The organism is Amycolatopsis sp. NPDC059657, assembly GCF_042734395.1.
In the GTDB taxonomy this organism is placed as follows: Bacteria; Actinomycetota; Actinomycetes; order Mycobacteriales; family Pseudonocardiaceae; genus Amycolatopsis.
Map to the genome: position 1 here is coordinate 1 of NZ_JBHWEB010000095.1, position 15,424 is coordinate 15,424.

The window sequence follows — 15,424 nt, forward strand, 5'->3', positions numbered from 1 at the left end:
GCAAGCTCGTCATACGACGGACGCACATCCCCGGTCACGTGGTGATCATCGCAGCACCACGATCACCACGTGACAGAGACCTGACTAGTTACCCGCCCGCAACGCTCACGACCCCATGGACTACCACCTGGAGAAGCCAGACCGGGCGGAGCCGGCCAGCGGGACGTCCCGCCTCCTTTCCGTGATCTCCAGCGTTGACGAAGCCAAGACAAACCGAGCCGGGCCATCCGATTGCGGCCCGGCGCGAAACCCCAGCGAAAGCTAGCTGCCCTCGCGGTCCGCCCAGAGCTCGCCGGGTGCCCAGGACGCGCAGTCGAATTCGCCGCGCACGTACTGGAGGTCGCGCAGGAGGTCGGTGGAGGTGGCCTTCTTGGAGATCCGGCGTGACACCAGCTTCCCGAGTGGCAGCGAGCCGATCTCCGACCATCGGAGCCAGCCGCGCTCGTCGATGTAGCTGCGGGTGCGGCCCATGTTGTCCGGGTGCACGCAGTACGGGATGTCCATGTAGCCGTACTTGAACGCCAGCAGTAGCGCGTGGCCGACGTCGGCGTCGAGGTTCAGCACCGCGTCGACGATGGCCTTGGCCTCGAGGTAGGTCTCGGTGTCCTCGCCGTAGTAACCGACGGCGGGTGATTTGGTGCGGGCGGCGACGCCGCTCGCGTATTCGAGTGCTTCGACGTTTTCGGAGACCACGGGAATGCGCTTCGACTCGGCTTTTGTTTTGACGATGATGCGCTCGGCGCCACAAGTCACCCCGAGTTCAGCCGCTTGCCCCAACAAACGGTAGGCACCGTCCTCTGTTGTCGGGTAAACTCCCATGTAGGCATAAATCACCACATGGACGTTGTCGGTGGGGACGAGCTCCTGACAAAGCCGTCGCAAAGCGAATACGCCTTCGATGTCCTGCACCATGTTGGTCTGCTGGGCGTAACTGACGGAGATCGACCGCAGGCCGTGCTGGTAAAAGAAGATCGCCTCGAGCACGGCCATCGCGATGAGCTGGCTCGGCGGGCACAGCTGGCCCATCATGCAGCCGCCGAACGACTCCAGATGCGGCTCCACGCCGATCTCGCGCAGCTGGGCGAAGAGGTCGCTGCACTCCTCCCAGTTGCGCATCGAGTCGGCCAGCGGCGTGCGCCCGTACGGCAGGCAGTAGGACACCGGCCCGCCTTCGGTCGCGTTCAGGCGTAGCGCCATCATCGCCGAGAAGATGTCGCGCGGGGTCGCCGATCCGTGCCGGATCTGGACCGGGAAATCCTGGCCCCACGTGCCGGAGAGCACGTGCCGCGTGACCTTGCGGGGATGATTGACGATCGGGTAGCCGTTGAGCCCGATCCCCTCACGGAGCGCCGTGTCGGCGGCCTTGAGATTGCCGACACGGGTGTAGCTGTCCAGCGTGATGGTGCCCACCGTGGTGGCGTTGGCCGCCTTCGTGGCCATGAGTCCGGCGCGCATCTCCTCGGGGGCACTGATGCCCATGCGCGGCTGGACGACGAGGCCGCCGGAGGCGGCCCCGCCCATCTTGCGGACGAAGGCTCCGAAATCGACCGGCGTCTCCGCCAGTTCGGAGCCCTCGTCCGGGACGACCGTGATCATGCAACCCTCCGCAGCGGGGTGACGGTGGCGGTGCGGCGTGCCGTGCGGGCCGGGATGGACGCGACGAACGCCTTGAAGTCCTCGACACCGCGGACACCGTCTTCGAACACGTCGTCGAAGCCGGCTTCCAGCAGCTCGTCCAGGAAGCTCGTGTCACCGCCCGCGGCGATGCCCAGCTTGCCACCGATGACCATCGGGGTGTCGCCCAGCGCCTCGCGGAGCTGGCCGACCACGCGCATGCCGTCCTGGTAGCCGTGGCCGTTGACGCTCGAGATGACGACCATCGCGGGGTCGATGTCGCGGCATTCCGAAACCATCAGCTCGTCCGGCACGCACGGACCCAGGTTCACGACCTCATAGCCGAGTTCCTCGATCAGCAACTGCAGGTAAACCAGGTTCCAGGTGTGCGAATCCGACGCGACACTCGTCACCACCACGGTTTCCCTTTCCTCGGCCTGCGGGGCGTCGAAAGGGCTGCAGCCCGGCAGGTAGGTCACCGTCGAGTTCTTGTTCAGCATGCTGGTCATGGTGTGCTCCGAATACTCTCACTCAGGCGGGATAAGCTCGACTACACGGCACGATTCACCCAGGGTGTGAATTCCAAGCGCGCTATCCGAATTGGTTAACGCGGCGCGGAACCCACCTGGTACGAACGTTCGTGCTCAATACGGGATACGGAAACCACTTCGTCTCCGCGGACGATGACCTCGGTCGGGGCGGGCCTTCCGAGGAACATCAACAGGCTGGCGGTGGGACCGTACGCACCGACGTTCGGGATGACGACCACGTCGCCCGGCTCATAGACCGGAAGCTCGATCTCGCGGCCGAGCAGGTCACCCGGGGTGCAGAGCGGTCCTGCCAGGCTCGCGCGTTCGGTCTTCTCGCCGGTTTCGACGGCGACGGCGACCGGCAGCAATCTGCCGAGCCCCGACATTCCGCCGAAGGTGTTGATCCCGGAGTCGAGAATGACGAACTTGCGGCCGCGGCTGACCTTGATGTTGCTGACGCCCGCCAGCAGTGTCCCGCTGGCGCCGATCAGGAACCGGCCCGACTCACAGGCGAGCTGAGGACCGTTGGTCCGCCAGTTCGGGAAGTGCGTGTCGAGCGCGTTGGCCAGTTCGTCCCGGAGCTTGGGGTAGTGCCCCCGCACGCCCGGAACGCCGTAGGGGCTGGTGAAACCGCCCCCGATGTCGAGGAACTTGAGCTCCAGACCGAGGTCCGCCTGCAACTGAGCGGCCAAGGCGATGGTGCCCTGGAACTCGGCGATCAGGCTTTCCTCGTCCTTCGCGTTGCTCAAGGGGAAGAAGTGGAACCCCGTGAGCTCGATGTCCTCGATCGCCCGCAGCTCAGGCATGACCTCGGGCAGCACCTCGGCGTCGAAGCCGAACTGCGAAGGTGTGCCGGTCATGCGGATGCCCGTCGACGCGCTCGCCGTGGAACTGTTGACCCGCAACAGAACCTCGGCGACAGCGCCCAGTTCCTTCGCGACGGCCGCGACGCGCTGGACGTCGGTGACCGAGTCGGTCGAGAACTTGCGGACACCCTTGCTGATGGCCTCGTGAAGCTCGCCGTAGGTCTTCGCCGGTCCGGTGTAGAGGAAGTCCTCTCCGGAATATCCGGCGGCGAGACCGGCGGCCAGTTCACCGGTGGAGCTGATCTCGGGGTGGAGCCTGCCCCCCGAGCCCTCCCGCAGCGCCCGTACGAGTTCCGGGTGCGGGTTCGCCTTCAACGCGTAGAACAGTTTGAACTCTTCGGGCAGCGCGGCGAGCAGCTCGTCGCGTGCGACCTGGACCTCGTCGAGGTCGTAGACGTAGGTCGGCGTGCCGAATTTCTCGGCCAGCTCGTGGAATCGGGTCACTTCGCGGTCCCTTCCAGCAGCTCGACCAAGGTCTGGCGCGAGTTCTTGCCGTGCAGCGTCAGCGGGAAGTCCGCGACGACCTTGCAGACGGCGGGGACCTTGGCGGGCTCCAGTCGCTGGGCCAGCTCGCGGAGCACGACGTGCGAGCCGAGCTCGCTCTCCACGAAGATGGTCAGGTCACGGCCCGTGGCGGGCGGGATCGCGGCGGCGACGCGGACACCGGGGATGTCCATCGCGGCGGCCTCGATCTCGATGGTCGACATCCGGACACCCTTGCGCTTGAACATGTCGTCGCGGCGGCCCTCGAAGTAGAGGTAACCGTCGGAGTCCATGCTGCCGTAGTCGCCGGTGTGCAGCCGGGTGACGCCGTCGGGGTCGGTGCGGAAGGCGCGAGCGGTCTGCTCCGGGTTGTTCCAGTAGCCGGGCATGACATGCGGGCCCTCGGCGACGATCTCGCCGACCTCGCCGACACCGAGCTTGTTGCCGTCCTCGTCCATGATGAAGACCTTGGTGCCCCGCAAGGGACGCCCGACCGAGTCGAGCCGCTGGCCGTCCTCGCTCGGCGGCATGATCGAGATGCGCTTGCACTCGGTCTGGCCGAACTGGCGGACCACCTTGACACCGGGGAAGGCCTCGCGCAGCGCGGCGATCGTCGGCGCGGGCAGTGCGGCGCCGGTGTTGGAGAAGATACGGATCGGCGGCAGGTTCTCGTGGTCGCGCTGGGCGAGCGTGGCGATCATGGTGGCCAGTGAGGGCACGATCGGCACGATGGTCGCGCCGACTTCCCGCATTCGCTTGAGCAGCACCAGATCCGACTCTTCGCCAGCCAGCACGATCTCGGAGCGGCCGAGGATCGCCAGCAGCACCTTGTACAGGCCGTAGTCCCAGGAGAGCGGGAAGCGGCAGAAGACGACATCGTCGTGGCTGTAGCCCAGGTCGGCCTGCAGCGAGCGCGAGGCGAAGCAAACCTGGCGGTGCGGAAGGATGACCGCCTTCGGTGCCGCGGTGGAACCGGAGGTGTAGATGAGCACCGCGACGTCCTCGGGGCTGATCTCGCGCTCCGGAAGCTGCTCCGGCTTGCCGACCAGGTCGAGTACCTCGGGGAAGACGTCGCCCAGCTCCAGCACCGGGATCGAGGTCAGCTCGGCGATCTTGCCGACCTGCGCGCCGGTGGTGATCGCCAGCACCGGCTCGGAGTTCTGCAGCACCGACTTGATGTGGTAGGTCTTCATGTTCGGGTGCAGCGGCACGAAAATGGCGCCGGCGCGGGAGGCGCCGATGAAGTAGGCGGCCAGTTCGCGCTCGCTCGGCAGCTGCGCCATGACGCGGTCGCCGGGCTTGACGCCGTGCTGCTGCAACCAGGCGGAGAACGCCTTGCTGACCTCGTCCAGTTCGGTGTAGGTCCAGACGCCTTTCGCGTCGCGGACGGCGCTCGAGGTCGGGTACTCGGCTACGGCCTCGTCCAACAGGTTGTGAATGAGCTCGCCGCCGTTCGGCAGAAGCTCGGAAAGACCGTTGATGTCGTTAGCGTACGTATCCACAGCCGCTCTCCATGTTCGAGGAAGAAATCCAGGCCATCGGTGTTTGTGAAACAGCTACCGGGTTCTCGGCCCTGAAAAGAGGCTACCTAGATACATACGTTCGTCATACCCCTAGGCTCCCCTAACAGGGGTCCCCCCGAGGGCGTGCTCGGCGCGTGAATTGTCACGCGCCGTGCGTCACCCCTTGCTACCCGCGACGGCAAGCATGTCGTTTGCCCTGTTCGCGAGGGTTGGGCGGTCCACTTTGCGATTCGAGTTGAGCGGGAACTCCCCGACGTGCTGGTACTGCCTCGGCAGCATGCCGACCGGAAGAATGCTCCGCAGCTGCTTCGCCAGTACCACCGGAGAGGTCACCTCACCCGTGTAGAAGACGACCAATTCGGTCGTGCCGTCCACGGAACGCGTCACCGTGACGGCGTCCTCGACTCCGGCACATTCACGGAGCGCGTGCTCGATTTCGGCCAATTCCACTCGCCAGCCTTGTACTTGCACCTGGGCGTCCAGCCTGCCCAGGTAGACCAGTACCCCGCCGTCGAGTTTCCTAATCCTGTCACCGGTGCGGTACCAGGTTTTTCCGTCATGTTCGAGAAAGCGCCCTTTGTTGTCTTCCGGGTCGAGGTAGCCCGCGGTCATCTGCGGGCCGGTGATGCAGAGTTCTCCTTCCACGTCGGAGAAACCGTCGTCGGGTGTGACGAGGACGTATTCGTGGCCTTCGTGGATCTCCCCGATCGGCACCAGCCCGTTGATGCCCTGCGACGGCGAGGTCGCGGGGTCCCAGCGGTGGCCGGTGACGGTGACGGTCAGTTCCGTCGGCCCGTACAGGTTTTCGACCGTCGACGCGCCGGCCGCCTGCTGCCAGTCCGCCGTGTCGGTCATCCGCAAGGCTTCACCCGCGAAGAAGCTCCAGCGCAGTCCTGGCATGGAATCTTTGTCAAGTCCGCCCATCTTTCGGATAAGGCCTATCGCGCTGGGCGTCGAGAACCAGACGGTGACATGGTGTTCCGCGAGGAAGGCCGGAATGTCCCGGTAGGCGGCAGGCGGGATGTACTGCACGCTCGCGCCCGCGCCCCACGCGCAGAAAAGATCGAACATCGCGCAGTCGAAGTTCAGATCGAAAGTCTGGGAGAATACGTCGGACGCGGCGAAGTCATACCGCCGGTCGAGAAGTTCGAAATAGTGATGCGTGCTGCCGTGACTGATCGGCACGCCTTTCGGCCGCCCGGTGGAACCGGAGGTGAAAAGCATGTACGCGGTGTCGCTCGGCTGCACCGGCCTCGGCTCGGTCAGCGCGTGCGCCGGGTTCGCCTCGATGGTCTTGAACCTGCCATCGATGTCGGCGGTCGGCGCGAAGACGGGGATGTCGAGCTCGTCGCCGTAGATGTCGGGCAGCGTCGACAAACCCTTGGCGTCGACGATGATCGCGGTGACACCGGACAGGTCGAGCATGCGGCGCGTGCGCACGACCGGGAAGTCGGGGTGCAGCGGGACGACGGTCGCGCCGGTGTACAAACCGGCCAAGATCCCGACGTACGATTCGAAGCCTTTTCCTGCCAGCACACCGATCACGCGCGGCGTCTGCTCGGCGGCGAGCAGGGATCCCGCCCACAGCAAGGCTGTTTCGTGTGCGCGCGCGTACGTGACCGTCTCCGTCGCGAGGCGGAGCGCGGGTGCGTCGGGTGACACCGCCAGCCCGCGCAGGAACCTTTCGTAGAGGGCCTGTGTCATTTCTTCCTCCTACTCGGGCAACACCCGCGAGGCCCTTCTGAACAGGAACAACGGGGCGTCGGGGAGATACATTCTCAGCGCTGTCGGCATGACGAACAGGGGTTGATACGGGTTGTTCTCACGTGCGCGGGTGCAATAGCGTCGCCATCCTAAGCAGTGAAAACCCGCGGATCTTAAAGACTGGAGCAGCCATGTGGGACGAGCAGTTCGAAGAGCTTCTTCGCCGATACCTGCCGTTTCTCCCGCCAGAAGAGGCACTCGACGCCGACCTCGCCCTGCGTGACTTCGGCCTCGACTCGCTCGGCACCGTCGAACTGCTCGCACAGCTGGAGGCGCTGTACGACGTCCGGTTCGTCGACGACGCGTTGAGCATGGAGACCTTCACTTCGCCTTCGGTGCTCTGGAGCACCGTGAAGAAGATGCAGCCGGCGTAACGCCCATAATCCAACTCGCCCTTCCGGATCGCGGAGATCCGGAAGGGCTTTTTCGTTGCTAGGCAAGCGGAAGCGGCCACGATGGCTACGCGGCCGTGCCCCGGCGGCGGGGCTGCATGGCGAGCCGCGGATTGACGGCGACCACGTCGAAGTTCTTGGTGGTGACCGCGACCCTGCCGAACAACCCGTCCTGGCCGGACACGTACAGCTTCTTGATGTCACGCGCCTGCAGCGCCGACACGACGTCCAGCCAATTGACCGGTGTGTTGAAGCCGTCGAGCAGCATCTTCCTGACCTGCTCGCCACTGGTGAGCAGCGTGCCGTCCTGGTCGGCGATCACCGGGACGACGAGCTCACCGAACTCGAGCTTCGAGATGATCTCGGCCTCCGCTTTTTCGCGCAGCGCGCCGAAAGCGGTGGAGTGCATCGGCGGGCGCATCAAATACATCGGCATGCCGCCCGCGGCCCTGATGAGATCCTTGAGCTCGTCGATCTTGTGCTCGCTGATGCACAGCATCTGGAAGTCGTGGTCGACCGTGCAGGAGATCTCGTGCCAGTAGCCGCGGTTTTCGAGCTCCGCCATGACTTCCTTGAGCTTGTCCTCTGGCGTGCGCGCGAAGGAAAGCGTGACGATGTCGGTGAGTTCCTTGGCGAAGAAGTCGTCAAGACACCGGGCGATCTGCTGTGTCATCCACACGCCGTCGGTGAACGAAAGCGCGCCAGAGTACACGGCCGCGGCCTTGCCGCCGAAGCTCGGGCCGACACATACATCAGGTTTCAGCCCGAGTGTCGCCTCGGACCACTGCGCCAGCGCGAGACAGTTGACCAGGAAGGCGACCTGGGCGTACTCCGAGTAGTCGCCTTCCGTTTCCCGGTAACGATCGACCAGTGAGTAGCCGAGCCGCTCATCGGCCAGCGCGACGAGTTTCCGCGCGAATGGGTTGATCACCATGAACTTGGCGACGTCCTCGAAACGCGACGGACCCATGCCAGGGAAAACTATCGCACTGCCGGTACCGACCTCGGTTCCCATAGTCCTGCTAACCCCTTCGCGAGTGGCGCTCGGTTCCCCTGCTCGAAAAACAGGTTCAGTCTGCGGTCCGAGCCCTGCCCGCGAGAACCCCTAGCCTGCACCTCTGGGGTGCCGGCGAGTTAGCCGAGGCTCTTCAGGTAAGTGCTCATGACCTGGATGAACAGCTCGGGTTCCTCGAGGTGCGGCATATGGCTCGACTCCTCGAAGAGCTCCCAGCTCACATCCGGGATCAGGTCGGCGAACGGCTGCACGGTCACCGGGGTGGCCTCGTCATGACGGCCCGAGATGAGCAAGGTCGGGACGTCGATGTTCGCCAGACCGTCGACCACGCCCCAGTCCTTCAGTGTGCCGACGACATGGAACTCACTCGGCCCGTTCATCGAGTAGTAAACGGTGGGATCGTTGTACATCTCGTAGAACGAGGCCATGAAGTCACGCGGCCATGGCTTGAGACGGCAGACATGCTTCTCGTAGAAGGGCTGCATCGCCTCGAAGTAGGCGTCACTCGTGGTGGTGCCTTCGGCCTCGTGCTTGAGGAGGATCTCGTTGTTGCCGGGCGGAAGCTGATCGCGGAGGACCTTCATCTCCTGCAGCCACAACGGATACGACGCCGGCGCGTTGGCGATCACGAGGCCTTTGAGCCCCTGCGGCCGCTTCGCTGCGTGGTCGGCGACGAGCAGTCCGCCCCAGGATTGGCCGTACAGCACATAGTTGTCCTGGATGCCGAGCTGGATCAGTAGATTGTCGAGTTCCCGAGCGAACAGCTCGACGGTCCAGAAGTCGGCGCCCTTGTCCGGCAGATGGGTCGACCCGCCGTTGCCGAGCTGGTCGTAGTGCACGACCGGGTTGCCGAGTTCGGAAAGCTCCGTGGCGTTGAGGAGATAGTCGTGCGTGCTGCCGGGACCGCCGTGCACGAAGACGAGCGCCGGCTTGCCGGAGCCCAGGTCCCCGGTGACGCGGTACCAGGTCTGGTACTCACCGAAGGGCACGGTCCCCTTGGCACTCGGAGCCAGAGTCATCTGCCACCCACCTCACGCCTGCTGATCCTTCGCCGCTGAGTCCGACGCTAATGGAAACAGCGTCGCGTGAAACCCCCTAGGATTCCCGCCCGACCCCTATCCCGGATCGGGCCCTTCACCAGCGGCGGGACGGTTCACACGTCCGTTTTCCTGACATCACAAACCGGACATCATGAACGTTCAACCACCCCCGCGCGAGAAAAAAATCCCAATGTGGCGTTCGTCAGGTCTGAGCTGACGAACGCCACATTGGGGCGCTGAAAACTGACGAAAGCCGCATTGGGATTTTTTTCCCAGGGCGAGCGCGGGGGGTCAGAAGGTGGAGTCGAGCCAGGCGGTGATCGTGGCCGCCGTGGTGGGGGCGTCGTCCTCGACGATGGTGAAGTGGGTGCCCGGGGATTCGAGGACCGTGTGGGCCGGGTCCCAGGCGTTGGCTCGCCATTCGTCGGAGGTGGGGTCGGGGAGGAAGGAGTCCTGGGCGCGGACGAAGAGGACCGGGGCTTTGAGGCTGCCCAGGTGGAACTTGGGGATCAGGTCCATGTAACGGCTCATGCCGGTCAGGCGGGCCGCGTCGAACTGGCCGAAGGAGGATTCCTTGTCCAGCAAGCCGATCGCGAGCTGCTCGAAGAAGCCGGACTGGTCGCCGCCGCCTTCTTCGGCGACCGTGTAGGTGTCGATCAGGATGACGCCTGCCGCTTGCAGGCCCTGTTTCTCCAGGTATGAGGCCGTGACCGAGGCGAGGAGCCCGCCCGAGGAATAGCCGAGCAGCACGAACGGGTCGCCTTCAGCGGCCGCGAGCACGGCCTGTGCCAGCACTTCGCCGACCGCGTCGCAGGTGAGCGGCAACGGGTCGCCCTTGGCGAAGCCGGGGGTGGGCAGCGCGGTGACGTGGCGGTCGCCGGTGAGGTTCTGGACCAGTCGGGCATGCTGGTGTGTGCCGCCGGTGACCATCGGGGTCGACAGGCAGATGAGGCGAGGCCGTGCCGTGCCTTCCGCGAGACGCACGGGTTTGGGCAGGGCGGCCAAGTCCGCGGCCGAGGAGAACGACGGGCGGATGTCCGCCGCCGCGCGCATCAGCGCGAGGCCCTTCTGCATGGCGCCGGACAAGGTCGCCTGCCGGAAGAGGTCGCCCAAGGTCTCGGCGGAGTCCTCGGCAGCCGGGGCATCCGACTGTCCTAATTGGCCCAATACGAATCGGGCCAGCTCGGCCGGGTTCTTGTTGTCGAACACCACCATCGCGGGCAGCGACAGGCCGATGGCGGAGTTGAGACTGTTGCGCAGCTCCATCGCGGTGAGCGAGTCGAAGCCGGACTCGAGGAAGTCGCGCTCCGGGTCGACCGCAGCGGCGTCGGTGTGGCCGAGCACGGCCGCGGCGTGCGTGAGGACGAGCTCGCGCACGGCGTTCTCCTGTTCGCCACCGTCCAAAGAGGCCAGACGGCGGCGGACCGCGCCCGCGTCCGTCTTGGCCGCGCGGCGCGACGGCGCGCGCACCAGCCCGCGCAGGAGATGCGGGACGTCGACGCCCTGCAGCGCCTTGACGTCCAGCTTCATCGGGACGATGACCCCGAGATCGACGCCCGAAGCATTGTCAAGCAACGCAAGGCCTTCGAGCGGAGTGATGCCCGAAGCGCCGGTACGCGTGATGCGCGCGACGTCGGCCTCGCTCAGCTCGCTCGCCATGCCGCTGGCGTCTTCCTCGGCCCACAGGCCCCACGCGAGCGACTGCGCCGCCAGGCCCTGCGCGCGCCGGTGCTCGGCGAGTGCGTCGAGGAAGCCGTTCGCCGCCGCGTAGTTGCCTTGGCCCGCGTTGCCGAAGACACCGGCTGCCGACGAGAACAGCACGAACGCCGAGAGATCCAGGTCGCGGGTCAGCTCGTGCAACGTCAGCGCCGCGTCGACCTTCGGCCGGAACACCTTCGAAATCCGCTCGGGCGTCAGCGACGACAGCACGCCGTCGTCGAGCACGCCAGCGACGTGCACCACTCCCCTGAGGTCCGGAATGCCTTGCAGCAGCGCGGAAACCGCGTCGCGGTCGGCAGCGTCGCACGCGGCGACGTCCACTTTGGCACCCAGCTCCGTAAGCTCAGTGACCAACTCCGGCATACCAGAAGCCGCGGCGCCGCGACGGCTGGTGAGCACCAGGTGCTGGACGCCGTGCGCGGTGACGAGGTGCTTGGCGACCAGCCGCCCGAGGGTGCCCGCCGCACCCGTGATGAGCGTCGTGCCGCCGAACACCGTCGCCGGTGCGGCCTCCTCGGCCACCGGCACCTTGACCAGGCGTGCCGCGTGCATGGTTCCGCCGCGCAGCACCACCTGCGGCTCGCCAGAGCCCGCGATGGCGACGAGGTCGGCCTCGGTCACGGTCGCCTCGACGTCGGCGAGCACGATCCGGTCCGGGTTCTCGGACTGGGCCGCCTTCACCAGGCCCCACACGGCCGCGCCCGCCAAGTCGACCAGGTCCTCACCCGGCAAAGCGACCGCGCCCTGGGTGACGACCAGCAGAGTGCTGCCCGCGGAGCCGGCGTCGGCCAGCCACGAGCGCACCGCGTCGAGCGCGTGGTGCGCGGCGGCGTGCACGGACTCGGCCGTGGTGCCGCGCTCGGTGCGCAGCACGTGGACGTCGGGCTGCTCGCCAAGCCCCGTGAACGGCGTCCAGCTGACACCGAACAGCGAGTCGTGGAACCCGGCGGGCCCGCCGCCCGCTGGGATCGCCCGCAGCGCCAAGGAATCCACCGACGCCACCGGCGCGCCGGTGGCGTCCGCGACCGTCAGCGTGACGGCACTGTCACCGCTGGGTTTGACGTGGACCCGCAGGCTTGACGCCCCGGCAGCGTGCAAGGCCACGCGGGTCCACGAGAACGGGAGCGCCGCCTGGTCGCCGGTCACCCCGGCGAGTGCGACGGCATGCAGGCAGGCATCGAGTACCGCGGGGTGCAGCCCGAAGCCGGACGTGTCGACGTCCTCGGGCAGCTGCACCTCGGCGAAGATCTCGTCGCCGGACTTCCACGCGGCACGCAGGCCTTGGAAGACCGGGCCGTAGACGAGACCGGCGTCTGCCAGTCCATCGTAAAGCTCCTCGACCTCGATCTCGGCGCCGGAAGGCGGCCACGAAGTCAGGTCGAAGGCGGGCGCGGCGGTGTCCGGCGAGAGCGTGCCGGTGCCGTGCGCGGTCCACGGGAGGTCGGGGTCGTCGCCCCGCGAGTAGATGTCGACGGACCGCGTGCCGTCATCGCCGGGCGCGCCGACGACGACCTGCAGCGAAACCCCGCCCTTCTCGGGCAGGATCAGCGGCGCCTGCAAGGTGAGGTCGGCGAGCACCGAGCAGCCGACCTGGTCGCCCGCCGCGATGGCGAGTTCGACGAAACCGGTGCCAGGCAAGAAGATCGAGCCGCCGACGACGTGATCCGCCAGCCACGGATGGGTCTGCACGGACAGCCGCCCGGTGAACACCACGGCTTCGGAGTCCGGCGACGGCACGACCGCGCCGAGCAGCGGGTGCCCTGCCGAGTCGAGCCCGGCCGACGACACGTCCCCTCCCCCGGTGCTGATCCACGAGTCGCCGAGGTAGTCCTTGTAGTCCAGCCAGAACCGCTGACGCTGGAACGCGTATGTCGGCAGGTCGACACGCTTCGCGCCGCGTCCCTCGAACAGCGTCTTCCACTGCGGCGAAAGCCCCGACACGTGCAGCTGGCCGAGTCCATGGAGGAGGGTCGCGACCTCGTCACGGTTCTTGCGCAGTGCGGGCACGAGCACGGCGTCGTCGACCGACTGCTGAGCCATGCCGGTGAGCACACCGTCCGGGCCGAGTTCGAAGAACCGGGTGACACCCTTGCCGGACAAGAACTTGATCCCGTCGGCGAACCGGACCGCGTCACGGACGTGGCGTACCCAATATTCCGCGGTGAACCGCGCCAGCTCACCGGTCACATTGGACACCACGGGGATCTTGGGCGCGTGGTAGGTCAGCGATTCGGCGACCGCCCGGAACTCGTCGAGCATCGGCTCCATCAGCGGCGAGTGGAACGCGTGCGACACCTTGAGCCGGGTGCTCTTGCGCCCCGCGAAGTCGTCCTGGACCGCGATGGCGGCCTTCTCGTCACCGGACACGACGACCGAGCGCGGGCCGTTGATCGCCGCGATGCTCACCGCGTCGTTCAGCAGCGGCTTGATCTCTTCCTCGGTGGCCTGGATGGCGATCATCGCGCCGCCGGTGGGCAGCGCCTGCATGAGACGGCCACGCGCCGCGACGAGCTTCGCGGCGTCTTCAAGGGATAAAACCCCGGCCACATGCGCGGCGGCCAGCTCACCGATCGAGTGCCCGGCGAGGTAGTCCGGCTTGAGACCGAGCGACTCGACGAGCCGGCACAGCGCGACCTCGACCGCGAACAGCCCCGTCTGTGTGTAGACGGTCTGAGCGAGCAACTCCTCGTCGGAGCCCCAGATGACGTCACGCAGCGGCCGGTCGAGGTGCTTGTCCAGCTCCGCGAGCACGGCGTCCAGCGCCTCCGCGAAGACCGGGATCGAGCCAGCCAAATCCCGGCCCATACCCAAGCGCTGGGCGCCCTGGCCGGTGAACAGGAACGCGGTCGAGCCGCTGATCTTGGTCGCGGGGCCGACGTCGGCAAGGCCTCGCAGCAGTTCGTCGCGGTCCGCGCCGACGACGACCGCACGGTGCGCCCAGGTGGCGCGGGTGTTCACCAACGAGGACGCGACGTCCAAAAGGGACAGTCCTGGATTGGCGAGCAGATAGTCACGCAGTCGCGAAGCCTGTGCCGGCAAGGCTTCGGGGCTCTTCGCGGAGAGGACCAGAGGAATCGCAGGAAGCGGCTTGACCTCTTCTTCCGAGACCTCGACCGCGGGCGCCTCTTCGATGATGATGTGCGCGTTGGTCCCGCTGATGCCGAACGACGAAACACCCGCGCGACGCGGCTGCCCGTTCGACGGCCACGCCCGCGACTCCGTCAGCAGCTTGACGTTGCCCGCGGTCCAATCGACCTTCGGCGTCGGCTCGTCGACGTGCAAGGTCATCGGCATGGTCTCGTGCTGCAACGCCATGACCATCTTGATGATCCCGCTGACACCGGCGGCCGCCTGCGTGTGGCCCATGTTCGACTTGATCGAGCCCAGCCACAGCGGCTTTTCCCGGCCCTGGCCGTAGGTCGCGAGCAGCGCCTGCGCCTCGATCGGGTCACCCAAGGTCGTGCCCGTGCCGTGCGCCTCGACCAGATCGACCTGTTCTGGCGTGATCTGCGCGTTGGCCAGCGCCGCCTTGATCACGCGGCGCTGGGACGGCCCATTCGGCGCGGTGAGACCGTTGGACGCGCCGTCCTGGTTGATCGCGGAACCCTTGACCACGGCGAGCACCGGGTGCCCGTTGGCGCGCGCGTCGGACAGCCGCTCGATGACGAGCATGCCGACGCCTTCACCCCAGCCGGTCCCGTCGGTGGCGCCCGCGAACGACTTGCAGCGCCCGTCCTTCGCCAGTCCGCGCTGCTTGCTGAACTCGACGAACGTCTCCGGCGTGCCCATCACGGCGACCCCGCCGACCAAAGCGAGCCCGCACTCCCCCGTCCGCAGCGCCTGGATCGCCCAGTGCAGCGCGACCAAAGAGCTGGAGCAGGCGGTGTCGACCGTGACGCTGGGCCCTTCGAGGCCCAGCGTGTACGAAACCCGGCCGGAGGCGATGGATCCGGTGTTCGCGTTGGCCGCGTAGTCGTGGTACATCATCCCGGCGAACACCCCGGTCGAGCTGCCCTTGAGCGTCGCGGGGTCGATACCCGCGCGCTCCAGCGCCTCCCAGGAAGCCTCCAGCAGCAGCCGCTGCTGCGGGTCGATGACCAGCGCCTCGCGCGGCGAGATCCCGAAGAACGCGGGATCGAACAGCGCCGCGTCGTGCAGGAAGCCACCCTGATTGGTGTAGGTGGTGTTCGGCCGGAGCATCTCCGGGTCGAAGATCCGCTCGACGTCCCAGCCGCGGTCCTCCGGGAAGGCCGAAACCGCGTCGACCCCTTCGGACACCACCCGCCACAGGTCATCGGGCGACGAGATGCCACCCGGATACCGGCAGCTCATCGACACGATCGCGATCGGCTCCCGCAAGGTCGCCGACAGCTTCCGGTTCTGCGCGCGGAGACGTTCGGTCTCCTTCAGCGAGGCCCGGAGCGCGTCGACAAGTTTCTGGTCTGAGTTCGCCATCTCACGCTTCCTGGGTCATATCG

General features: G+C 66.7%; 9 protein-coding genes. 1 reads left to right on the top strand and 8 read right to left on the bottom strand.

What is annotated here, in order from left to right:
* Window positions 1–261 precede the first annotated feature (261 nt).
* The 5 genes from ACFV15_RS35860 to ACFV15_RS35880 all read right to left on the bottom strand — a co-directional run bounded on the left by ACFV15_RS35860 (window position 262) and on the right by ACFV15_RS35880 (window position 6,720).
* Complete coding sequence (locus ACFV15_RS35860; protein ID WP_378356261.1) at window positions 262–1,596, bottom strand: methylaspartate mutase; 1,335 nt, start codon at window positions 1,594–1,596, stop codon at window positions 262–264.
* Window positions 1,593–2,123 (bottom strand): cobalamin B12-binding domain-containing protein, encoded by a 531-nt coding sequence (locus ACFV15_RS35865; RefSeq protein ID WP_378356263.1) that lies wholly within the window; start codon window positions 2,121–2,123, stop codon window positions 1,593–1,595. The genes ACFV15_RS35860 and ACFV15_RS35865 overlap by 4 nt, the downstream gene beginning before the upstream one ends.
* Window positions 2,124–2,218: 95 nt before the next feature.
* On the bottom strand, window positions 2,219–3,454 hold the full coding sequence (locus tag ACFV15_RS35870; RefSeq protein ID WP_378356265.1) for a type III PLP-dependent enzyme: 1,236 nt from the start codon (window positions 3,452–3,454) through the stop codon (window positions 2,219–2,221).
* Window positions 3,451–4,995: an AMP-binding protein gene (locus tag ACFV15_RS35875; RefSeq protein WP_378356267.1), complete on the bottom strand. Its 1,545-nt coding sequence runs from the start codon at window positions 4,993–4,995 to the stop codon at window positions 3,451–3,453. The genes ACFV15_RS35870 and ACFV15_RS35875 overlap by 4 nt, the downstream gene beginning before the upstream one ends.
* 177 nt (window positions 4,996–5,172) lie before the next feature.
* Entirely contained in the window at window positions 5,173–6,720 is a 1,548-nt protein-coding gene (locus ACFV15_RS35880) for an AMP-binding protein (RefSeq protein ID WP_378356268.1), read from the bottom strand.
* 191 nt (window positions 6,721–6,911) lie between these two features.
* On the opposite strand from ACFV15_RS35880, the gene ACFV15_RS35885 reads away from it, so the two are divergent.
* The gene (locus ACFV15_RS35885; protein WP_091294762.1) at window positions 6,912–7,154 is read left to right on the top strand and encodes a phosphopantetheine-binding protein; all 243 of its coding nucleotides are present in this window, start codon (window positions 6,912–6,914) and stop codon (window positions 7,152–7,154) included.
* 85 nt (window positions 7,155–7,239) lie between these two features.
* Here the strand turns inward: ACFV15_RS35885 and ACFV15_RS35890 are convergent, their stop codons facing one another.
* From ACFV15_RS35890 to ACFV15_RS35900, 3 genes are all read right to left on the bottom strand, one after another.
* Window positions 7,240–8,142 carry an ACP S-malonyltransferase gene (locus tag ACFV15_RS35890; protein WP_378356270.1) on the bottom strand — a complete coding sequence of 301 codons (903 nt, stop codon included), beginning with the start codon at window positions 8,140–8,142 and terminating at the stop codon, window positions 7,240–7,242.
* Window positions 8,143–8,306: 164 nt separating this feature from the next.
* Window positions 8,307–9,206: a proline iminopeptidase-family hydrolase gene (locus ACFV15_RS35895; protein ID WP_378356271.1), complete on the bottom strand. Its 900-nt coding sequence runs from the start codon at window positions 9,204–9,206 to the stop codon at window positions 8,307–8,309.
* A 312-nt stretch (window positions 9,207–9,518) separates the two neighbouring features.
* Complete coding sequence (locus tag ACFV15_RS35900) at window positions 9,519–15,401, bottom strand: SDR family NAD(P)-dependent oxidoreductase (protein WP_378356272.1); 5,883 nt, start codon at window positions 15,399–15,401, stop codon at window positions 9,519–9,521.
* Between the last annotated feature and the right edge of the window lie 23 nt (window positions 15,402–15,424).